This is a genomic window from Levilactobacillus sp. (genome assembly GCF_022646225.1).
GTDB classification, from domain to species: domain Bacteria; phylum Bacillota; class Bacilli; order Lactobacillales; family Lactobacillaceae; genus Levilactobacillus; species Levilactobacillus suantsaiihabitans.
Genome location: NZ_JALCJA010000006.1, coordinates 74,536 through 97,027 on the forward strand (window position 1 = coordinate 74,536; position 22,492 = coordinate 97,027).

Annotated in this window: 21 protein-coding genes and 1 tRNA gene; 6 read left to right on the forward strand and 16 right to left on the reverse strand. The window is 50.3% G+C overall.

Annotated features, from left to right (window positions below; all coding sequences use genetic code 11):
• Positions 1 to 24: 24 nt before the first annotated feature.
• Both LKH74_RS10620 and LKH74_RS10625 read right to left on the reverse strand, forming a co-directional pair.
• Positions 25 to 1,503, reverse strand: coding sequence for an MFS transporter (locus LKH74_RS10620; RefSeq protein ID WP_135368845.1), 1,479 nt, complete (start codon positions 1,501 to 1,503; stop codon positions 25 to 27).
• A gap of 254 nt (positions 1,504 to 1,757) precedes the next feature.
• Positions 1,758 to 2,663, reverse strand: a complete 906-nt coding sequence (locus LKH74_RS10625; RefSeq protein WP_287788962.1) for a helix-turn-helix domain-containing protein — start codon at positions 2,661 to 2,663, stop codon at positions 1,758 to 1,760.
• Positions 2,664 to 3,021: 358 nt separating this feature from the next.
• Here LKH74_RS10625 and LKH74_RS10630 point away from each other — a divergent pair, with 358 nt between their 5' ends.
• Positions 3,022 to 3,582 carry a hypothetical protein gene (locus LKH74_RS10630; protein WP_287788963.1) on the forward strand — a complete coding sequence of 187 codons (561 nt, stop codon included), beginning with the start codon at positions 3,022 to 3,024 and terminating at the stop codon, positions 3,580 to 3,582.
• 83 nt (positions 3,583 to 3,665) lie between these two features.
• Here LKH74_RS10630 and LKH74_RS10635 read toward each other — a convergent pair whose 3' ends face one another.
• From LKH74_RS10635 to yycF, 12 genes are all read right to left on the reverse strand, one after another.
• A complete protein-coding gene (locus LKH74_RS10635; protein ID WP_287788964.1) occupies positions 3,666 to 4,535 on the reverse strand; it encodes a hypothetical protein in 870 nt (289 codons plus the stop codon).
• Between the two features lie 403 nt (positions 4,536 to 4,938).
• Positions 4,939 to 5,346 carry a hypothetical protein gene (locus LKH74_RS10640; protein ID WP_287788965.1) on the reverse strand — a complete coding sequence of 136 codons (408 nt, stop codon included), beginning with the start codon at positions 5,344 to 5,346 and terminating at the stop codon, positions 4,939 to 4,941.
• A gap of 58 nt (positions 5,347 to 5,404) precedes the next feature.
• Positions 5,405 to 5,707, reverse strand: a complete 303-nt coding sequence (locus LKH74_RS10645; RefSeq protein WP_287788966.1) for a hypothetical protein — start codon at positions 5,705 to 5,707, stop codon at positions 5,405 to 5,407.
• Positions 5,708 to 5,710: 3 nt separating this feature from the next.
• Positions 5,711 to 5,989, reverse strand: a complete 279-nt coding sequence (locus tag LKH74_RS10650; RefSeq protein ID WP_135368837.1) for a Mor transcription activator family protein — start codon at positions 5,987 to 5,989, stop codon at positions 5,711 to 5,713.
• Positions 5,990 to 6,656: 667 nt separating this feature from the next.
• Positions 6,657 to 7,136, reverse strand: a complete 480-nt coding sequence (gene rlmH, locus LKH74_RS10655) for a 23S rRNA (pseudouridine(1915)-N(3))-methyltransferase RlmH (RefSeq protein ID WP_135368836.1) — start codon at positions 7,134 to 7,136, stop codon at positions 6,657 to 6,659.
• 296 nt (positions 7,137 to 7,432) lie between these two features.
• Positions 7,433 to 7,573 carry a hypothetical protein gene (locus LKH74_RS10660; protein ID WP_287788967.1) on the reverse strand — a complete coding sequence of 47 codons (141 nt, stop codon included), beginning with the start codon at positions 7,571 to 7,573 and terminating at the stop codon, positions 7,433 to 7,435.
• Between the two features lie 103 nt (positions 7,574 to 7,676).
• Positions 7,677 to 9,014: a S1C family serine protease gene (locus LKH74_RS10665; RefSeq protein ID WP_225428735.1), complete on the reverse strand. Its 1,338-nt coding sequence runs from the start codon at positions 9,012 to 9,014 to the stop codon at positions 7,677 to 7,679.
• 158 nt (positions 9,015 to 9,172) lie between these two features.
• Complete coding sequence (locus LKH74_RS10670) at positions 9,173 to 10,000, reverse strand: MBL fold metallo-hydrolase (RefSeq protein ID WP_135368833.1); 828 nt, start codon at positions 9,998 to 10,000, stop codon at positions 9,173 to 9,175.
• A gap of 816 nt (positions 10,001 to 10,816) precedes the next feature.
• The gene (locus tag LKH74_RS10675) at positions 10,817 to 11,674 is read right to left on the reverse strand and encodes a two-component system regulatory protein YycI (RefSeq protein ID WP_287788968.1); all 858 of its coding nucleotides are present in this window, start codon (positions 11,672 to 11,674) and stop codon (positions 10,817 to 10,819) included.
• A 27-nt stretch (positions 11,675 to 11,701) separates the two neighbouring features.
• Positions 11,702 to 13,006, reverse strand: a complete 1,305-nt coding sequence (locus LKH74_RS10680; RefSeq protein WP_287788969.1) for a YycH family regulatory protein — start codon at positions 13,004 to 13,006, stop codon at positions 11,702 to 11,704.
• Positions 12,993 to 14,849, reverse strand: coding sequence for a cell wall metabolism sensor histidine kinase WalK (gene walK / locus LKH74_RS10685; protein WP_135368830.1), 1,857 nt, complete (start codon positions 14,847 to 14,849; stop codon positions 12,993 to 12,995). Before walK ends, LKH74_RS10680 begins: the two co-directional genes overlap by 14 nt.
• A 44-nt stretch (positions 14,850 to 14,893) precedes the next feature.
• Positions 14,894 to 15,610 carry a response regulator YycF gene (gene yycF / locus LKH74_RS10690; protein ID WP_048733642.1) on the reverse strand — a complete coding sequence of 239 codons (717 nt, stop codon included), beginning with the start codon at positions 15,608 to 15,610 and terminating at the stop codon, positions 14,894 to 14,896.
• 572 nt (positions 15,611 to 16,182) lie between these two features.
• Here yycF and LKH74_RS10695 point away from each other — a divergent pair.
• The 5 genes from LKH74_RS10695 (at position 16,183) to LKH74_RS10715 (ending at position 20,229) form a co-directional block, all read left to right on the forward strand.
• Positions 16,183 to 17,385 carry an iron-containing alcohol dehydrogenase gene (locus LKH74_RS10695; protein ID WP_287788970.1) on the forward strand — a complete coding sequence of 401 codons (1,203 nt, stop codon included), beginning with the start codon at positions 16,183 to 16,185 and terminating at the stop codon, positions 17,383 to 17,385.
• A gap of 299 nt (positions 17,386 to 17,684) precedes the next feature.
• Positions 17,685 to 17,757, forward strand: a tRNA-Lys gene (locus LKH74_RS10700).
• 178 nt (positions 17,758 to 17,935) lie between these two features.
• Positions 17,936 to 18,607 (forward strand): hypothetical protein, encoded by a 672-nt coding sequence (locus LKH74_RS10705; protein WP_225428734.1) that lies wholly within the window; start codon positions 17,936 to 17,938, stop codon positions 18,605 to 18,607.
• Between the two features lie 191 nt (positions 18,608 to 18,798).
• Positions 18,799 to 19,110, forward strand: coding sequence for a hypothetical protein (locus tag LKH74_RS10710; RefSeq protein ID WP_135367821.1), 312 nt, complete (start codon positions 18,799 to 18,801; stop codon positions 19,108 to 19,110).
• Between the two features lie 117 nt (positions 19,111 to 19,227).
• The gene (locus LKH74_RS10715; RefSeq protein ID WP_135367820.1) at positions 19,228 to 20,229 is read left to right on the forward strand and encodes a matrixin family metalloprotease; all 1,002 of its coding nucleotides are present in this window, start codon (positions 19,228 to 19,230) and stop codon (positions 20,227 to 20,229) included.
• A gap of 165 nt (positions 20,230 to 20,394) precedes the next feature.
• Here the strand turns inward: LKH74_RS10715 and LKH74_RS10720 are convergent, their stop codons facing one another.
• Positions 20,395 to 20,637, reverse strand: coding sequence for a hypothetical protein (locus LKH74_RS10720; RefSeq protein WP_287788971.1), 243 nt, complete (start codon positions 20,635 to 20,637; stop codon positions 20,395 to 20,397).
• Between the two features lie 197 nt (positions 20,638 to 20,834).
• Positions 20,835 to 22,445, reverse strand: a complete 1,611-nt coding sequence (locus LKH74_RS10725) for a peptide ABC transporter substrate-binding protein (protein WP_287788972.1) — start codon at positions 22,443 to 22,445, stop codon at positions 20,835 to 20,837.
• Positions 22,446 to 22,492: the final 47 nt, after the last annotated feature.

The following is a 22,492-nucleotide window of genomic DNA, read 5'->3' on the forward strand; positions in this document are numbered from 1 at the left end:
AATCTTCCTTTCATCTCAATTGCTTTAGTCCATGCCGGCTTTACGAGCTGCTGTTAGCTCCTCGTTCATCCGGTTTACTTCGTCATCGGTCAACGTGTAGCGACTCATGATAAACATCGCAACGATTGCCAAAATAATTGGTAGCCAGATCATCGACCATTGAATTCCCATCAAGGCGCCAGCACTTTGCGTTGCCTTGGTGCCATCAAATTTGAAGAAGGCGTTGATGTAACCCGGGATAATCCCACCGAGCGCCAATCCAATCTTGAAGAACAAGCCCATGATGGCGTTGATGATCCCTGCCACCCGCTTTTTGGACGTGTATTCGCCGTAGGAAACGACTTCTGGAACTAGTGACCACATGTAACCGGTAGCGGCGGTAATCCCCCATTGCATCAAGAAGCGACCGGTGTATCCGAGGGCCACGCTATTCTTGAAGGCTGGGAACGACCAAACCCACAGAATCAACGTCCCAATGATAAACAGTGTCAAAAAGGCGTAGAAGAATTGGCGTTTACCGATCTTTTTCCGAACGATTGGCCACAAGAAGACTAAGAAAATCCCAGGAATCGAGCCAATCAAGTTGATTGAAGCCATCCATTCGGAGTGACCGATGCTGTACTGCATGTAAAATGGCCAAACCGTGTTGCCGAAGAACATGAAGGTGAAGGCAATCAAGAAGAACAGGCCTAAAATCTGCAGCGGTTTATTTTGCTTGAATTCCAACCAAAGATCAGCATACTTCACGGCATCGGATTCCTTTTGCGTCGGTAAAACGCGTTCCTTGATACCGAAGTAAGTGGCCATTAACATGATGAAACCAATAATCATGTAGATGGCCATCACCATGAAGTACGCGCCGCCGGCCTTTGGTGAGGTATAGTCACCTAAGTTCATGTGAATGCCGAAGAAGCCAATGTCCTTGGATTGAGGATTGGGTGAAGCCATTTGAACAAATAATGGCAAGAATGTGTAAACCAGCAAGTTACCAATGTTGGCTTCCGTCATCCGGACGGTCGTCAACGTTGAAATTTCGTCATTGTCCCGCGTTAAGGAGGCGTTCAACGCGCCATAGGGGATGTTCACGAATGAATAGATCAATGCGGTGGCCAGGTAGGCAATAAAGGCGTAAAAGACATTACCGCGGACCGCCTCGATGGGCAAGAAGAGCAGCGCTGCCATGATGGTCAGCGGAATCCCGCCGTAGATCAAGTACGGACGATACTTGCCCTTCTTAAAGTTGTGTTTGTCGACAAAGGCGCCGACCCACGGATCCCAGAAAACGTTGACCCAGCGGACCACCAGGAAGATGGTCGCGCCGACTGCGGCCGAGATACCATAAACTGTCGTCAAATAAAAAAGTAGCATGGAGCCAACCGTACCAAAGATTAAGTTTTGCGCGAGATCACCAGCGCCATAACTGATCCGTTCGCGCCAAGAAAGCTTGGCGAATTCGTCGGTCGTCTGAGTCGCTGTGGCATTAGCCTGTGTATTGGAGGCCATGTGCGAGAACCCCTTTCAGATTGGAAAATAGGTATTTGGTAGCCGAGACTACCAACAAGTTGTCCAGTGAGTCGTTGGCCGACGCCTCACTTCATTTCTCCGTTAGCTAACTTACAGCTTGAATTGTATCCGCTTTCACAAAAGTGCGCTATCTTCTTTCATGACCGGTTTTAGTTAAATCCTGACCTGACAGGTAAAACAAATCCCCGCCAAATCAACGTTTGACGGGGGGATTTATCTTTTTGTGACCAAAACTATTCAAAATAGCCACTTTCTTTAACGGTGCGCACCCGCCGCTTTTGTTTCAACTGCCGCTGATAACGACTCGGCGTGATGCCCGACCATTTCTTAAATTGCTTGCTAAAATTGGAAACGCTGCTGGCCCCCATGAGGTAGGCAATGTCTTCAATCGAATACTCCGGTGACCCCAATAGCCGTTTGGCCTTGTTATACTTTTGACTCTCGATGTAGTGAAGCGGGGTCACCCCGTAAACCTTCTTGAAGATTCGGTGCCCGTAGCCGCTACTAACCCCGACTTGCTGGCAAATTGTGGCGAAGGAAAAGGCCGGAATTTCTTTTCTCAAAATGTACTGCTTGATCAGCGAGGCCATTTGGCGACTCGTCTTAGCCTCACTTTCGCTATAATGGCCGGTCTTCCGCTGCGTAAAGGCCTGCAGATTGGTGGAAATCGCGTAAAAAAAGGTAAGTACGGCAATCTGGATGCGCAAATTGGCCTGCTCCTTGGTTAAGGACCGGTCAGCACTGGCCGCAACGATGGTTGTCGCCGCCGTCATGGCTGCCTGGGCGACGGGATGATTGGCGGGAATCACGGCATTGACGAGACTACTGAGCAACTCCGATTTAAGCTCAAGACTTTCAATGCTGAAGTGAAAGCAGATATAGGTCATGCTGGCGGTTTCGCTGGTATTTTTGTTGGTGTGCAAGGTCCCTGGCGAGATGATCATGACCTCTCCCGCACCATAATCAAAGGCACCATTCCCCTTGATTTCCGTGGTCTGTCGCCCCTCAACGACACACATCAACTCAAACGCTTGGTGTTTCTGCTCAAAGAACTGCCACCCACCTGGCACAGTCCGCTGATGTCCGCCGAATAGGTAGAGGCTCGAGTCTACGACCGGAATCGGTACAAACGGCTTCATTCCTGGTCCCTCCTGACGTGTCCGCTCAACACAGTGTGAAAGCGGTTTACTATCCAGCTATTATTATAACGAATTAGTTGTTTAAAGCAACTAACCCGCTCATTAAAAATTACGCTAACTGGTTGAAAATAACGGTACCGGGCTGGGGAACCACCAAGCAGTCCCGCGTCTTTGGTACACTGCCTTTCCTGGATCAGACACACCTGCAATTCACTAAGGGGATCATTTATTAAGCGGCCTAAACCACCAATGTCGCTGGCTAGTCGCGATAACAGCCGTTGCAGACTTCCTTGCCATCTGCATTTGAGCCCCCCAAACAGTTTCAGTATACTAAAACTACAAAAAGGGGGACTCACTCATGAAACATTGGTGTATGAAAACGGGCTTAATGGCGTTCTTTGCTGTCATTGGATTCATTGGCTTGGCCAATACTTCTGCTGACGCAAAGGTCGTTTGGACATTTGGTAATTCCGACAAATCAATCCAAACAGCGCCTAAAGCCTTGCGTGGCACCTGGTACGGCTATCAATCTTCTTACGATAAGCACCCTAGCAAACTGGTCATCAACAAAAAGTCCTTTACGGTCGCAACCACAGCCGGTAAACGGACCCTAAAGTACGCAAAATCCTGGAAGACTGCTTATAAAAGAAACCTGCCCAATGTCGACTTACGAAAATCCCGCTACCATTGGTATTACTTTGCGCTTAATTGGAAACAACACTGGGATCCACTAGCGTCACAGATCAGCTATGGCCAGGTTCGACCCGTTAAGTACGGCCATCAAAAAGCCTTGGCCTACGTGCCCGTTGTCAGTGAAGACACCGGTCGCGTCACGCTATTGACTAAGAAAAAATACAAACACCCTATTTACAAATCGGCCAAACACATGACCGTGATTAATTTCTATGGTGGTAAATGAGTTGACCGTAAAACAAAGGAGCATTGCCAGCAATCGGCTAATGCTCCTTTAATTATGAACGCGACTTCAAGCGACGCACGTCATTAATCCTCAATCTCACTACCAAAACAAATCGGCGTGTAGTAGGTGACACCGCCAACCGCGTAGAGGCTATCAAATACGTACACCTCACCACGATCATCGTCGTAGTAGCTCAGATCTTGCGGCTGGTGGAGATTCTTAAGGGCTAACCGGTACTGATAAGCGCCTTTCTTACCCACGCGCGTCGTTTTGATACCAGTCCCGGTCATCTTCGAACTCAGGTACAGGTAACGCGTGGCGCCTTTGACCCGCGTCTTTTTGATTTTAGCCTGATGTCGTGGTTTGCCCGCAAAGGCGGCGTCGGTCTGAACCTTGGTATTGCGCGCAATCAGCTCCACGTAGCCGTTAGTCGTAATCCGAAAGACCCGTTTTTGCTGATCATCTCTCTGGGTAGTGGCCTTGGCACCGCCTAAATAGAGATCACCAGAACTGTAGGCTGGCATGTAAACCGGCCGCTTGACCTTTTTTAGGTATTTCAGCGCGTAGGAAACGATACCACCGGCCACATAGCCCTTTTTAGCGCCCGAATTAAGCAACTTATAATTCAAATTGCCCTGACCAAACGTTAATTCGTCTCCCCATTTACCGTGCGCAAGCTGGTGCTTCGGCACAATCGATCCCGCCACAACGGTGCCCTTAGGTAGTTTGAGGGTCTTGGTGTATTGCCGCTTGCCGTCTTTGGCTCGGTAATACGTCACGTGCGCCTTAACCGCCCATGTCGCTCGATAGTAAGTATCACTGTTTAAATAAGAGCGACTCACAGTCGTCCCACCGATATTGACCGTTGCATCCGCGTGAGCTGTAGTTTCCCCCGTACCGACCGTTAGTAGTGCTGCGAAGCCAATCAAGCTGGCTAAAAGCTGTTTTTTCATGTGACTCATCCTCCCAATCTTGAGTTTACGATACCACTCATAGTGAAAGGGCGTCAATGACTACTCGATAAGCGGCCGAAGCACTTGAAAAAAATTTTCCGTTATCCCCATCACTTATGACATGGCGATACATAGCAGACTACATTGCAATTACTCTAATCAGTTGATTCTAGTATGATATAATGACTCTCGCAAGTAAACCATACATGTAAACTTAGAGCTCGTGGGTTCGATTCCCACTCCTGCTATCTGTCATTACCGGTTCTAAGCACTGTGCTCCTATCTCTATTCTCAAGTTGTCTCTATTTTCTATGCTCCTATAATCCAGTACCCAAAAATAGGGCCAATCAACGTTGTATAGAAACGTCGATTGACCCTAAAGTTATAATTACTATTTTAATTGTTACTTGTGGAACCAGCCAAGGTATGAATAACTTTTAGACCACGAATTCTTGTACGTAACTTTGCTGTGACTCTTCTTGACCTTCATATGCGAATTCTTTTGCGCTAACATACCACCATTTCGATACGTCCCTTTAATCTTGTAAGTACCAGCTCCCACTTTCCGATACTTCAAGTTTGACCAACTCTCCACAGCCCAACCTGGACGACTGATATCCATTGACTTGGACTTGATGCGGAAGTGAATAGTAACCTTTGATCCACGATCATTATAACTACGTTTCCAGTTTCCTCTTAGCGCTTTTGGAGTTCCTTTGTGCCATGTAGCGGCGCTGGCCGTGGTCGGTACTGCTCCACCCACCAGTAATACTAGCATCGCAGTCATTGCTACTTTACTAAATTTACCCATTACGTTTCCCTCCAAATTTTTAATTACTAATAATTAATCAACCCATTTAAAGTAACTACTAGAATGGACCTGTTCCATTCTCACGACGCGCATTCAGCATTCTAGTTGCTGAGCTCCGTTCTTCTGGCGAGTTCGTATAATCGTTGGCGTAATTCTTCAGTTCTTCATTGGTCAGCTGACTCAATCGTTTAAAACGCGCATTTATCTTTTGGCTACGCTCATGATCTTGGCTAAATGCCCATCGCGTCAAAAGGAAGAAACCTGCTGCAACCCCAGCTCCTATTTTACCCCATCCTAAACCAAATTTACTATGTGCAATCCAAACACCCACGATAACAACAATTAACAAGACAAGTCCCATTACTTATTCCTCCTTTATCTTACCTTCTTCACGCCGCCTCAAAGCTTTATACACCCACTTCTGCGAATAGCCGTACTTATGAGCTAATTCCTTTTGATTGTGTCCATCAAACTCTTCTCTCACTCGCTGAGCGGCCAGTTTACGATCATATAGATGAATTGGAATACTCAACTGCGTCCCTTTGTACTGAGCATGAATACGCAACATGGCCTCTGTGCCAACTACTTCACTTAAGCTCCGATAAAACTGGTGTAAGGCTCTTATCTCAACATCTTCGACCATTAACTCGCCACCTCTCAATTGAAATTTTAGTCGATACTGGTTCTTTTCGTAACCGCTTAATGACCTTACAAAAGTACTTACACTTTCCTTGAAGTCTGCACTAACTTCTTACCGACGGTTATCTCGAATCCAGCTCTCGGAATACCCATATAACCTAGTCAAATCCTTATTGCTGGCCCTTAATGCCTTTAAAATCGGTCGCAACTGTTTGGAATCATACAATCGCATTGATAGACTAAACTGCGCCCCCCGCCAATAGCTATAAATTTTTAGCCTATTCTCCTCACTAACCAAATCATTTAACTCTTGGTAAATTGGAAATAGAGCATCATAGACGACATTCTTACTCATAATTCAACATCCTTTCTGTACACAAAAATAGGCCTAGTGTCAGATACACTAAGCCTTCATGGTAATCGTACACATTTGAAAATACGGATAATTCATTTTCATTGGACTATTTATAAGGAAAAGTACGCGTAGTTGTTTCACCCAAACAAGCTTCCAAAATTTGTACACTAAGGCTATCAATGAGGCGGTCAAGTCACACGTATATTATCTTTCTGCTGGACCATACTACTTAAAGAATGCAACTTACAAAAAATTACCGTCAAGTATACTGGAGAATAATTCCATACGACATTTGACGGTGATTTTTTAAACCCCATCACTTATGATACGGACTCCCCTCATTAATCATAAACGCCCGGTAAACCTGCTCCGTCAACACTAGCCGCATCAACTGGTGGGGCAGCGTGAAGCGGCCAAATGAAATCTGGGTGTCGGCGCGCTTCAAAACGGCTGGCGTGAGGCCCAGGGAGCCGCCAATAACGAACGTGATGTCTGAGTGGCCGTAGGTGGTCAGGTCTTGGATCTCCTTGGCGAACTCTTCTGACGAACGCTCCTTGCCCAGGATCGCCAACGCGTAAACGTATTCGCGATCCTTGATCTTACTCAAGATGCGCTCGCCCTCCGCGGCCATGACCTGGTCCATTTCGGCCTGCGATAGATTTTCCGGGGCCTTTTCATCGGGGACCTCGACGATTGAAAATTTACAGAAACGCGACAGCCGCTTGGCATATTCCGCAATTCCCTGCTTGAAATACTTTTCCTTTAACTTGCCCACCACGACGAATTTGATGTTCATAATTCCACTCCTTTACACAGGTTGTCCACAAAGTTATCCACAGGTGGACAATCTGGTTTCCTAGATATTGGGGGTACTTCTGAGCGACCCCCCACATTTATTTTTTTGCAAAATGTCAATATAAAATTAGTTATCCACCGGTCTGCAGCGAAACGTCCGTTCGGGCTATCCGCTTACAACCCGCATGGCGACTGGGTTTAAGCCTCTAAGTGACGGTGGAATGTTTTTCTATCCACAGTTATCCCCACAGCCTGTGGATAACTTTTGCACCGGTTCCATTGCCGGTCTCTTCCTGTTCATAACTTTTCCCCTATCCATTGTACCCTTTTATCCCCCAAGTTATCCACAGCTTTTTTCACCACCAGTTTTGCCCCTGAATTACCACCGAGTGTCCCTGTATTTTCGTTCGTGAAAGTTACCAGCGGGTACGTTTTCATTTCGCTTAAACCCTCCTTAAACTTCGGCTTTTCATCAACCCACTTCTCATCGACAAAAAAGCGTCCGCTGGAAAAATCCGCGGACGCTTTCATTTTGACTACACTATGATTCTGAGGTCGCTGACGTACTGCTCTGTAATTGTGAAGAGGTTTCGGTCAGCTTAATGTTCCCGGTCTTCTTCTTACCGTTGTGGTAGTAGGTGACGGAAACCGTATCATTTAATTTGTATTTGTACAGAATGTCGCGCAACGTGGATTGATCAGAGATCTGGTGACCACCCAAGGCGGTGATGACATCGTACTTGGCCAAGCCGGCCTTCTTAGCGGGTGACCCGGCGCTGGCGCTCATGACCACGACCCCGTTTTCCACGCTAGATGGCAACTTCAGGATCGACTTCTGTTGGGCACTGGAAACGTTGGCCAAGTCCACGTAGGTGATGCCTAACGCGGGCCGCACAACTTTTCCGTTCTTAACCAACTGATTGATGATTTTGACGACTTCGTTGGACGGAATGGCAAAGCCCATCCCCTCAACGCTAGTCCCTTCCGCATCACTGGCAATCTTCGACGAGGTGATGCCGACGACTTGCCCGCCGACGTTGATCAAGGCCCCACCGGAGTTCCCGGGGTTGATGGCGGCATCGGTCTGGATGACCGTGGCGTTACCGGTCTGGGTCCCCGACGAGTTGGTCGTTTCAATCGTCCGCTTCTTGGCGGAGATGATGCCTTCCGTCAGCGACGTTGCGTACTGGCTACCCAGTGGTGACCCAATGGCTAGCGCGGTTTCCCCGACCTTGACGTTGTCGGAATTCCCGAACGAGGCCACGGTCTTCAAGTCCGCACCATTGACCTTCAAGACGGCCAAGTCGGTGACGGAATCCTTCCCGACCAATTTGGCCTGGAGTTGCTTACCGGAGCTGGTGACCACGCGCAGTGCGGACGAACCGGACACCACGTGGTTGTTGGTCACGATATAAGCCGTGTTACCGCTCTTCTTGTAAACGACCCCGGACCCTTCGGAGGCTTCTTCCAATTCCGACTTCGACTTGGAGCTGGAGCCGGAAGATTCCTGACCGAACAATTGGCCTAAGGTACTACTACTGCTATTTTGCTTTTGTAAATTGATCACGGAGACCATGGCACCCTTGACCTTGTTGAAGGCCTTGGTCGACTGGCTAGACACGTTGACCGTCACGTTTGACGTCGACGCATTGCCGCTCTTGTTACTGCCAGATGGGACCGCCGTATCGTTGATGCCGCTGTTATTGAGGTAGTTGATGCCGCCGTAAGCGGCCCCGCCACCTAACAGGCCGGCAACCAGCGCAGTCACCGCCACCTTGGTTAAGGTCAGGCCACCCCGTTTTTTAGGTGCCGGAGTAGGCGTTGGAGTTGCTTGGTTATCGTCATTCAAATTGTTGTTTTGATTATTGTTGTTATCCATCACATTGCGCTAACGCGCGAACCCTCCCATTCATCGATCAGCGACTGAACCCGCCGACCGGTCGTTTAATAATTTTTATAGTAACGACTGAGTATGAATTTTTCTTGATGATTCGGTGCTGAAGTCCTAAAGTTTACCAAAACTTATACTGCCGCCTTCTACAAAGCGACTAAAGGTGTGGCCTCTTCGGGATTGGTATCGATCAGTTGGAAATCATGACCGACACCAAAGTCGCGGTTCTCCATCATGGAGGCAACGGTCAAATGACACAGTGATTGCATGTTGTTGTGCAGACTGCGGTGTCCGAGATAGATTTTCTTGGTGTGGTTCCCCAAGACGTCCATCAAGGCGTCGGCGCCTTCCTCATTGGACAGATGACCCTTGTCGCCCAAGATCCGTTGCTTCAGCGGCCAGGAGTATTCGCCCATCCGCAGCATTTCGACGTCGTGGTTGCATTCCAACAAGTAGGCGTCGGCATCCTTGATGACCCCTTCGACGTGTTCGGACACGTAGCCGGTATCGGTCAGGATCACAAACGTCTTGCCGTGATAGTGAATCGCATAAAATTGGGGTTCGGCCGCATCGTGGGAAACGGAAAAACTCTCGACGTCAATGTCGCCAAAGGTTTGGACCGTGTCTGGCGCAAAAATGTGCTTTTGGGCCAGGTCGACCTTGCCGATCTTACCGGCCATCGCGTCCCAGGTGCCGGCGTTGGCGTGAACGTTCAACTGTTCATACCGCCGCGCCAAAATACCCACGGCCTGGCGGTGATCCGAGTGTTCATGGGTGACCAACAAATCATTGACATCACTCATGCTCCGATTGATATCGCCCATTAATTTTTCAATTTTCTTGCCGCTGAGTCCCGCATCAATCATGATCCGTTCGTTGGGACTCTCCACGTAGGCCACATTGCCCGTACTTCCGCTCGATAAAATGCTAATGCGCAAGTCATCTGCTACTGCTGTATCCGTTCGCAAATCCAATTCGACCTCTCCTTAAATTCGATACCGTTATCATACCGCATTTCAGCAGTCTTGTAACTAATATTAATCGGTTTATGGCAACGCCTTACCATTGTCACTATCCAACTTGTGACGTTAGGACTAGTTGTTGCCCGCTTCATAGTCGAAACCAGGTGCCTACGTCAGCCAGGGTTCCGCCTGCTCTGGGGAACACCTCCAGCCTGAGAAGCGGTCTTCCGGTTCGCTTGAAAGCCTGACAAAACCCGTCAGTCTCTCAAGTCGTCCCGCGCTGTAGGCTGAGACAGAACCTCAGCCAACACCGCCGACACAGCTGGCTCCGCCCTGGCTGCCTCCGGCAAGTTGGCAGTTGTCAGCAACATTGTGTTAATGAAAGATTAGTCGTCAATGTAACTACTATCTGGGGTTAAGACAACTGTTACCAACATGCACCACCGTAGCCGAGAGTTCGTCAAATATGGGTTCAGCCGTTGAAAAAGAGTGGGCCAACAGGCGGTTGACTGCCTAGCAGCGTTAAGCGGAACCAGTTGACTGTTGGCGTACGTTTCGGCCATGAGGCCACTTTGAGACGTGTTCTCCGGCTCAAAGCGAGGCGTCGAGACCGCCCTTTGGCTCGACCCGCCCCAGCGTTCCAACCCATATTTGGCGAACGGTAAGGCGGCCAATTTGCATTATGTGGCTGTAAACGACTACTTTTGACGTTATAAGTCGCATGATAACAATAGTCCCAGTTGATTTTCGTCTTTCAGCCTTTAGATTGCTATAAAAAAGACGGCTCACGGCCGCCTTTGCGCTGCTATTGAATTTATTGACTTTAATTTACTCACTGGTCGTCGACGTTCCGCTGACGGTCTTCACGTTGCTATCCTTGGTCAGGATGGCCCCGGTGAAGGCGTTGACGTGTTTCAGCTGGAGAACGCCGGCGTTGTTGCCGCTATTGGCCTTGACAGCGATGACCCAAGTCGGGATATAGACGCTACTGTTCTTCAAGGTGAAGTAGCGGGTGTAGGCCAGCTTGGTCCAAACGATCTTGGTGTTGTTGGCAATCTGGTTATATTGGTACAGCCAAATCAGCGCCTTGCGTTCGGAAATGGTCTCCGTTTTTTCGCGCAACGTGGCGACGTTGGCCAGATAACCTTGTTCATATCCCGTGACCTGGCCGTCATTGGTCAGGCTAAAGCGAATCTCGCCGTAACGCGAATAGATCTGCCCGTCCGTGACGTGTTGCGTGTACACGACGGTGTTGCGGCTCGATAACTGCTGATTGTAATAGTAGTTTGTGCCGTTTAGGATCAGCGCCCCGTTGTTGACCACGGTATCCAGCGTTTTATCCGGATGCTTGGGGTCGACACCGGTAATAGCGGTCTTGAACGTCGAGCTAATCGTGCCATCCGTCCGGTACCGCACGGTCTGATCAGACAGGCTGGTCAGGCTACTCTTGATGCTATCGTCGTTGCTGGTGGAAATGTAGTAGCCCTCGCCCACCTTTTTGGACGGCGAACTGAAGGTAATGTCGTCCGCTCGCATTTCCTTGATGATGGTCGTATCGCTATCGGCCGAACGGGCTGAAGTGGTATCGGTCTCACCGGATGTATCGCGCTGAAAGGCGGCGAACAAGAAGATATCAATGACAATGAACGCGACTAGAAATAACCACTCGATGCGGCGAAAATCCATGCCAGACCGCCCTCCTTTTTGACCGGTTTATTGCTGCTGCTTCAACAGTTGATCGTAGGTCTTCCACCCACTGCCCCGATAGTAAATGTACCAGGTTGGCGTCAGGTTGACCACCTTATCCGAGGAGGACGAGGCCAGCCACTGATAGCCCAACTGCACGGTAACGATTTTCTTTTTGTCATACCCGGCAGCCAGCAACAGGTCAATGACCCGTTGCGTGCTGGGGAGGCTTTCGGCTTTTTTGTCCGTGGGAACTGGCACCTGCAGACTGTACAGCGAGAAATTGTACCGCCGTACGCCTTGTGACAGCATTTGGATGCGGGCCGCGCCGTAATTACTTTGGTTAAAGATTGGGAAACCTTCCACGAAGCTCCGATAGGTCACGGTCGAGTTGCCCTTGGTGTACCCGTAGTAACGCAGGTTTTCCATGGGGATCCCGATTGATTTGACCGCGTTGTAGCTAGCCGTGAGGGCCTGACTAAAGGTAAACGATGACTGTAACGCGCTGTAATCCTCGTACAAAGCCGTTCCCCGTTTGTCGTAAACGGTCAACTGCCGCGAGGCGCCATCGCTATAAATCGTGTTATCTTTATTCTTCTTGGCCGACACATTGGTCGATTCACCCTTGTTGAGCAAGCGTGTCGTGAAGTAATCCGTTGACTGCTGGTTGACCAAATAACTGTAGGCCTGCACCGTCACGGTATTGGTGACGTACGGCATGACCGAGTGATTCAGCCACTGCATCTTCACGTTGATCCGGAAGAGATTTTCCTTCAAAATCTTGCGAAGCGCGCCCAGATTACTCTTGCGTACAGTCACCCGATAGACCTTTTGGCCCCGATCATTCAACAAATACAACGCCTTGGTGTTGTCCAGGGGAATCATGATCCGCGAGAACTCGGTCGACAACCGCGCCAGGCGACTGCCGAACACGGTATTGAACAGTTTCACATTGACCGGTGCCGAATACGACAGTAACAGGCTGTTCTTGGTCGTCAGGTAACGCAGATAGTCCGCTTGTGAACTGGTCCGCACGCTGCGAATCCCACCAAGGTCCCATTTGGACAGGGCCTCGCGCACCTCGGTCGTCAGGTTGACTTTCCGGTTGTTCAGGAGTTCCTGATTGCCGTTGGCGTCGGTCGACACGACCTGCGTGGGCAAGTACACATCCTTTTGCGGCCGGGTATTGAGCTCGGTCGTGGGCGTGTTCGAACTGCGCTGCCGACTACGTTCGTATTGCGCCGGGTTCGTCCAGATCATGGCCGATAACGCCACACTGACCGCCACAGCGAGGGTCAACCCCAGTGGTAGAAATGCTTTAGTTATCTTCATCCCAGAGATCCTCCTCATCGTACGGCTTGTAAGGCAAGGAAATATAGAACGTGGACCCGCGGCCTTCACGACTATCGACCCAGATTCGGCCGCCCAACATTTGGACGACTTCCTTGGAAATCGCTAAGCCCAGGCCGGTTCCGCCCTGTGCCCGTGAACGGGCCTTATCCACCCGATAGAAGCGGTCAAAGATCCGCGGAATATCGGCCCGCGGAATCCCCAGCCCTTGGTCAGAGACGCTCAAGATCACGTTGTTGTGGGTCTCCAGCAGGCGCGCCGTGACGACGCCGCCATCTGGCGAGTACTTGATCGCGTTGTTCATCAAATTATCCAACACCTGCGTGAAGCGGTCCGTGTCGATTTCGACCCAGAGGTCCCGTTTGGTGAAGTCACGTTTGATGGTATAGGTCTTTTCTGGCTTGTCGTCTTGCTTCAACATCATGTCAAAGCGGTCCAAGACGTAATTGAATAATTCATTCAAGTTGACCATTTCTAGGTCGACTTTTTGCGTTCCGGAATCCATCCGTGATAGCGTCAACAGGTCGTTGATCATCCGAATCATCCGGTCCGTTTCTTCTTGGGTGACCTTTAAGAAACGCGGTGCGACCTCGGGATCCTTCCATGCCCCTTCGGACAAGGATTCGATGTAGGCCCGCACACTGGTCAGTGGCGTCCGCAGTTCATGGGACACGTTGGAAACGAATTCCTTACGGTCCTGATCGATCTTCTGTTGTTCGGTAACGTCGTGCAGCACACAGACCAGCCCGGAAATGAAGCCCGATTCTCGTTGAATCAAAGAGAAGTAGGCTTGCAAAATCAGGTCGTGTTCCTTGGTCGAAAAGTCCAAGACCAAGTCGTCCGGGTCCTCTAATAATTCGCGCAACGTGTAGTCGTCACGAATGTCTAAGAGGTCCAGAATCGATTTGCCCACGGCGTCGTCCGGTTCGTTATCGAGAAAACTGCTGGCCGTTTCGTTAATGATCGTCACGTTCCCACGGCGGTCGGTCGCAATCACCCCATCGGTCATGTGCGCCATGACGGAATCTAGCCGCCGGCGTTCGGACTCAGTGGATTCCTGCGCCTCTTCCACCCGCACGGACAGGTTATTGACAGCACTGGCCAGTTGTCCCAGCTCATCGTTGCCGTAAACGTGGACGTGACCGGAGTAATCCCCCCGGGCGATGCGCAACGTTTGTTTCTTCATTTCATCGATTGGCCGGGTTATTGCCCGGGAAATAATGATGGCCATGACCAGTCCCAAAATAATCGCCACAAACATCGCGGAGACGTAGATCAGCGTGATTTGATTGATATTTTGATAGACCGAATCGAGGCTCGAGCGCATGTAAATAACCCCGACTAACTCGCTGTTATTGCCCTGGGTGCGAATCAACCGCGTAATCGTCGTGTAGTAACGACTGTTGTTTTGCGAATTGTACGTCGTGCGCACGACATCGCGGTTATTGTAGATGGCGTTCTTGATGTTGTTATCCGTAGTTTTTTGGCCCACGATCCCCTGGTTATCGACCTCATTGGTCCCCCGAATGGTCCCTTTGTTGTCGATCACCCGAATCTGCGCGTTATTGGTATTGTTGATTTCAGACAGGGTTGACTTGATCTGCTTATCACTCTTCGTGGTATTGGTCGTCGTCAACTCATCAGACAAGCGATTCACAATGTAGGTTTGCACGGTTTGTTGGGCCTTAAACGTGTTTAAATTTTGCCGCTCCAACTGCCGCACAAACACGGCGCCAACGATCTCCAGCGTTAAAAGTAGGAGTAGCGCGAAGACCAGCGCGATTTTAAAGTGAATCGACTGGAAAAATTTTATTTTACTATTCACGAAGTCACATACTCCTCAATGCGAGATTTAGCGTTGCCGCTAGCTTAAGCTTGGTCAGAATCTGGGTTGCGCAGGTAGTAGCCGACGCCCCGCCGCGTTACCAACCAGGTTGGGTGGCTCGGAGCATCTTCAATCTTTTCACGCAAGCGCCGGACCGTCACGTCGACCGTCCGCACATCACCGAAGTAGTCGTAGCCCCACACTGTTTGTAGCAAGTGTTCACGGGTCATGACTTGGCCAATGTGTTGGGCCAGGTAATGGAGCAGTTCAAATTCCCGGTGGGTCAACTCAATGTTGGCGCCCCGCTTTGACACGGAATAAGCTTCGGGATGAATCGTTAAATCACCGATCTCAATGTCTTGGTTTTCGGGTTCTTCCGGTTGCGCGTGAGCCGCGGTGTTTTGCCGCCGCAAGTTGGCCTTGACCCGGGCCACCAGTTCCCGGTTCGAGAAGGGTTTCGTCACGTAATCATCGGCGCCCAGTTCCAGCCCCAAGACCTTATCCAGCTCGGAATCCTTGGCGGTAACCATGATGATCGGCATGTCGTGCTTCTTGCGGATCTCACGTGCGACCTCCAGGCCATCGACCTTCGGCAACATCAGATCCAAAATGACCAGGTCCGGATTGCCCTCTTCGACCTGTTGAATGGCGGCTTCACCGTCGTAGGCCACATCCACTTCGTAGCCCTCTTTTTCTAAATTAAACTTCATAATATCCGTAATTGGCTTTTCATCATCGACAACGAGAATTTTCTTAGGCATAGTAAAAATTTCCTCCTTAAGGGAAATACAAGCGAATCCGGTAATTGCAGGATTACCGGCAGGCCGGCCATTGGGTGTCAATGTACCACCGTCAATGGGGCCACTCCAGTTAGTGTTTTCAGTTTTATTTCATCGTTTAAAGTCAAGGAATAGTGGGACACGATTGACACATGTCCGCGTGGTTCTCAGGGGCGTTGCCCAGACTGATAAGGTTCCAGTGCTGTTTAGCGCAACGCTACTTGAATTATAACACATCATGAAGTTTCTTTCAGTCCTAGTCTATCAAGGATTTAAGGTTGTTTTAACCCGATATTTCCCGGGAAATATCGGGTTGTCCTGAACAAAATAGCAGTTTTTGGTCATTAAAGCGCTTTATTTACATGAAAAGTCGACCAATTTACTTAGTGATTCGGAACTCTTACATTTTGATGACGATTATTTTTCAAATAAGTCAACGTTCCTCGACTGACACTGGTCACCTGAACGACCGAACCAATTAATTGACAGTGCTACCTGGCAAGCCCATACTACGTTTAATTTATGAATTATCCCTTACTGAGAGGAGTCTTTCGATGTCGACCTGGTTTTATCGCTCACAGCAATTTGCCGTGAGTCTATCGCAACCTTTACAGCGTCGTTTCCAACCAACGACAATTTCCGGTGCTAACAGTATGTTACGGATTCCCACCATTCTCCAGCAACATCACGTTGAACGCGTATTAGTCGTCACCACCCCCGGATTTATTCGGCGTAAATCTCTGGATCCCCTCTTCAACGCCTTAACCGCAGCTGGTGTGAACTACGCTTACTTCGCAGACGTTAAGCCAGATCCAGACATCGCTTGCATCGAAGCCTGTCTGCAAGCGGCGACTAACCAACGCGCACAAGCCCTAATTGCTGTCGGTGGTGGTTCCGTGATGGATTGTGCAAAAGTGACGGGGGCCCGGCTGGTTCGACCGCGGCAATCCATTCAGTCCATGACGGGGACCATGAAGATTCATCGTCCCCTTCCACTACTCATTGCTGTTCCCACCACTGCTGGCTCTGGTTCTGAAGTTTCCGCCGGTGCCGTAATTACTGATACACAGACTCACCGGAAATATCCGATTGATGACCTATTCTTAATTCCAAAATTCGCCATCCTTGATCCGCAACTTTTAACGGGACTTCCCGCTAAAATGACCGCCTACTCTGGCATGGATACGCTGACGCACGCCATTGAAGCTTACACCAATAAGTTTGGATCGCGGTCGGCCCGAGAACACGCCAGCCACGCTGTAAGCTTGGTCTTTGGCTATCTACGGGCCACCTACCAAGATCCCAGCAACCTCATCGCACGTGAACGGATGCTCATCGCCAGTCATGATGCGGGCATTGCCTTTTCTAGTGCCTATGTCGGCTATGTACACGCCATTTCCCACGGGATCGGCGGCCGCTATCATGTGCCCCACGGTCTAGCCAACGCGGTCATTCTTCCCGTCGTCATGGCCGCGTTTGGTGATAGCGTGGTGCCAGCATTAGCGGCGCTGGGTCGAACCATTGGCCTGACCGCAACGGATGACACCCAATGTGCGCACCAATTTATGGCGGCCGTTGACCGCCTACGCGCCGACCTTGATTTACCGGATCATCTTTCCCAAATTCAAGAAGCCGATATCCCTGCCTTGGCCGCCGGCGCCGCAGCAGAGGGTAATCCGCAATATCCGGTTCCGCAGATTTGGGATTCGACTAAATTTGCGACCGTTATTGACCGCGTTCGCTTAGGAAAACCGTGATTTTAACGGCATTTCAAAAAAAGTTGTGGTTTTTTTGCCAGTCTTACTGCTAGCTGTCTGCCGAAATTACGCGCTATTTGAATTTTTTCGAAAAAAAGTTGAAAAAATTTTACCCGCCACAAAAATAATGATAATCCGCGTGAAACCGGGATTTTGGATTCCTTATTTTTGGTAAAATACCCAGTTTTTTTGAATAAAAATCAACTTTTTTCGCAAAAGGGGTTGCGCACCCCCCGCCCGCATGATATGATAGTTCTCGTTGATATGGAAGACATACAACAGCAACAACTTAATCACATGGGCAGTTAGCTCAGCTGGCAGAGCAACGGACTCTTAATCCGTGGGTCCAGGGTTCGATCCCCTGACTGCCCATCACTTACTAATCAGCTTTCACGAAGTTAACTTCGTGGTTGCTGATTTTTTTGTATCATTAGGTAATAAATATCCGCTACATTTAATATCTATTCATAACGGGCCAAGACCAGTTCATCCTTAGCTACCGGCTATCTATAGGAGAAACGCTACGGAAAACTTGTCGAGGTGAGTCGTTTTGGAACAGCAACAGCACAAGAATCGGATGTCTTATCGGGTCGTGGCATTGATCATCGGCCTGGTGTTAAACGCGTTTGGTAACGCCTTGAGCGTCGCCGCCAACGCCGGGAGTGGGATTTGGACCGCCGCGGCCGTGAATATTGCCTACTGGATTCACGGCAACGTGGGGGTCATTCTCCTGATTGTCGGGGTCTGCAGCGCGCTTTTGAATCAGCTTCTGATCCATCAGGTCGACATTCCCCGCTTCGTGGGCGAGGTCGTCTTTATTTCTTGCTTCAGCTACTTTATTGATCTCTTTGTGGCGATGTTTACCAAATGGGGCATCCCCGCTTTAGGCCTCGGCTGGCGCATGCTCCTCAGCATCCTGGGGGTCACCATCTTCGCCTGCTCGATTTCCATCTACCAACGGGCCAACCTCATCATGCATCCCAACGATGACACGTCAAATATCCTACGCTTCATGTACCTGGGCGGCCGGGCGACGGCCTCTCAGTTCGTCGACTTCATCCCACCGATCGTGATGATTGCTATCTGCTACGTCTTCACCCGGCAGATCTATTCCGTCAACGTCGGTACGCTGTACTCCATTCTCTTCAACGGCGTTATCATCGCCGCCTCGGACAAGCACATCATGCCGCATTTGTATCACAACTTTCGGGTCTCTCATTAATTCAATGATCACCGGCACTCGCTCACGTAGCGGTGCCGGTTTTTTAGTGAAAGTGGTGTCAAAACTAAATTTGTGAACGGCGGTATCCCTTGGCGCGCTTGGGGTTGCGGCTACAATTTTATTTATGGTAAATTTCACTAGCTTTCTGCCAGAAATTCCCGTATTCTAGCAAAATAAGGGAGGCATCATCCATGAATGAAATTGAATTGACGCACGACGCACTGATCTTAGAGGCTCTCAACGTCCTCGCTCGCAAAGCCAAAATCACCCCCAGCGCCCTACTCCTGTTAAATTTCCCATTCACCGACGCCCAGTTGACCGGCTTGGACCAGTTCTTGAACCGTAGCCTCTTTCAACGCCAGGCCTTGACCGCCACGGACGTTGCCGAACAGCTGCACCACTTACGACCGGAAATGGCGGCCACGGATTACCATTTCTTGGCCCAAGACCTGATCAAGGCCTGGCAAAAGGAAGACCGCTACCACGGTCTGGTCTTCGCGTAGGCTGGACAACCTGACGATCCAGGATTACACTTACCTAATACGCGGGCTGAACTATTTAACGATTATTATTTTAACGTCCGGTTCATCCCCAGTTGATTTGGGAAAGGATCCGTCAGTATGCAAAAATCACTCCTACTGCTCACCGGTTGTCTGGCCCTCCTAGGCGGTGTTTCTGCCCAAGCGGCGACAAAGAACCCGACACCGGCCAATAAGTACCGTTACGCTGCTAAGAAGGCCGCCTATTACAATAAATCGACCAGCACCTACTACCGTTCCATCTGGACGACGGCCCGCAAGACCTGGAACGCCTCTAAGGCCTTCACCTGGTCGACCACGACCAACAAGAAATCCCGTTCCTTTACCACCACGGTAGCCAAGAACACGGGCATCTGGACCAACGCGACCGGCATGGCCTATAACGGCATGTCATTTGATCAAAACGGCAACCAGACCGGTGCGGCCATGTATCTCAACCGTAGCGTGCTCAAGAAATTTCGCTACACTAAAAAGCAACGCACCAACGTGGCCATCCACGAAATGGGTCACGCTTTAGGCCTCAAGCACAATAACAAGGGCTCCGTGAGCGTCATGAACCCGTCCAACCGCGTGCACGGCTTGCGCAACGTCGACATTCGCGGCGCTAAAAAGGTCTACGCCACCCCTGCTAGTACGTCCAAGGCCCTGGCGTCGGCCGCCAAGCCCAGTCTCACGGTCGACCATTTAAAGGACTACTCCAACAACATCACCGGCGTTGAACAGCTGGTCCATGATGCGGGCACCATCGTCGAGGGCACCATCACCAAGAGTGTGCCCCACCACCGCGCGCCGAAGAATTACTACACGACGCAGACCATCCGCATCGCCGACAAGTTCAAAGGCCAGACCGGCCAGACACTGACCTTCACACAGGGCGGTACCCCGGCCATGGCCGTCACCGACAGCGTGGTCCTGCACCCCGGTGAGACCGTGGTGGTCATGTTAGGTCGTCATGCCAATGGCCAATATTACGCCATCAATGATGGGCAAGGCCTGTTTCTCGATACCCATACCAATAATGGTCACGAACTCTTCGAACATGTGTCCGATCACGTGTTGTACACCGAGGAAATGTTGCATTAGAAGATAAAAATCGCTTAGAATCATTGTCACCCTGCGATTCATAGCGGGGACTGGCCACCTGCCGTTCCAGCAATCAACGCGTCACTTCTACTTGCAACCTTCAGGCACTGATCCTAACGAAAAAGCAGCCGCTCCGGAATTTCCAGAACGACTGCTCTCATTTACTCAATTTGAGCGATGCCAGTATTGCCAAGCCACCTCGATCAAGTCGATCACCGCGAACAATAGAATGAATCCCCCGACGGTCGCCACGAAGAAGACGCCGTAGTCGACCCAAAATAGTTCGCCCAAGGTGATGAGGTCCACGACCCCCTTCACCAGAAATACCGGCACTAACAAACACAAGAAAACCACTAACAGATCAGCTGTTTGCAGGACCTGTTCCTTTAACAACCGTTGAAACTGCATCCCCGCGCCCCCTAGGTTCTGACCACCGCCCCACCTAGCGTTTAACTGACGCTCCCCTAAAGTTGAGTGGCCGAATAGTTCTTGCCTATAAGTATACGCTAGTTTAATCTGTAAACACCAGTCTGACCTGCTAGCTTCGTCAAAAAAGCCGCTCCGCCCAATCGCGAAACGACTTTTCTTATCCTCAGCTAATGAGATTACTTCCAATAAGCATACTTATATTGGGCGTCACTCATCATGGTGTATTTCAGACCGCCCACGGAATCGGAGACGAGGTGAGCCTTGGCTTGTTGATACAGTGGGACGAGGCCCGCTTGCTTGGTGACATAGGTGTCGGCTTGCTTCAGCAGGTCCCACCGTTGTTGCGTGGTGTGGTTGGTCGTGTCATCGACTTGCTTCATCAAATTGGTGAAGTGGGCGTTGTCCCACTTGGTAAAGTTAACGGAGCTGGTCCCATCGGCCATTTGCAAGAAGTCGGCCGGGTCCCGCCAGTCGGTCGTCCAGCCATCGAGGTCGATATCGAAGTTCCCCGCGGCGCCCTTGGCGATCTGTTGGGCCAACGGCATGGATTTGATGGTGAGCGATAGACCGGGCATGTATTTTTGGGCCTGTTGTTGCAGGTATTGGGCGACGTGCTTTTGCTCATCGGTATCCGCCGTCAACAGTTCCAAATTAGCCTTCTTGATGCCCAATTCTTGCTTGGCTTGGTTCCACAGTTGCGTGGCCTTCTTGGGATTGTAGCTCAACAGGTTGCCCACGTCGGCAGTAAAGTCCTTCCCCGTAGTTGGGTCATTGCCGTCACCGGTAGGAATCAGGCTCTTCGCAGCGGCCGAACCGTCCTGGAGGACATTTTTGGTCAGCGCTTGCCGATCTACCACGTAGGAGAAGGCTTGCCGGATTTTAGTGTTGTGGGTCACTTTCTTCTGATCGTTGAATTCCAAGAACCGCATCGAACTGTTCAACGTGGTCTTTAATTCAGGATTATTGGCATTTTGCTTAATGTATTGCCCAGACAGGACCGTTTCTTGAACCTTTCCCGACTTGAATAGGTTGGCCGACGTCCCGGGATCCTTGACGACTTGAACGTTGACCTTGTCAATCTTCACGTTCTTGGCATTCCAGTAATGGGGGTTCTTCACGTATGACCAGCTGTCGGCCGAACCGCTCCACCCGACCAACTTATAAGGCCCTTCCGACAGGGTCTTGGCGGCGCTAGTACCATATTGACTGCCATACTTCTTAAAGAGGTCCGTCTTCATCGGATAGGCCGCCGTGGCCAAGATATCTGGCAACCAGGGTTGTGGTTGCGACAGGGTCAACTGTAACGTCTGCTGATCCAACGCCTTGACGCCCAAGGCCGACGGGGCCTTCTTGCCAGCTTGGACCGCGTCATAGTTCTTTAAATACTTCAGCTTGTTGGCCACTTGTGACTTGGACTTGGGATTGACCTGCCAGTCAAAGGAAGTCACAAAGTCCTGCGCCGTCACGGGGTCGCCGTTGGCCCACTTGGCATTCTTCTTGATCTTGAAAGTGTAGACCGTGCCGTTTTGGGTTGGCTTGACCACCTTTTCGGCCACACCGGCGATGACCTTCCCGTTTTTGTCGAGCGTGTAGAGTCCCTCTTCGGTCTGCGCGATCAAACTGGAACTGTTGCTGTCCCCCGAAATGGCTGGGTCAGCGGTGGCCGGATTGCCGACCATCGTCACGTTCAACGCCTTGTCATCACTACTTTGGGCCTGCGTGGTGCCACAACCGGCCAACGTCGCAATGGCCATGAAACCCAATCCTAATCCTAAAAGTTTTTTCATATTGATTACCCCTCAATTTTTGACCGGTCTCGCAAAAAAAGTCGCCC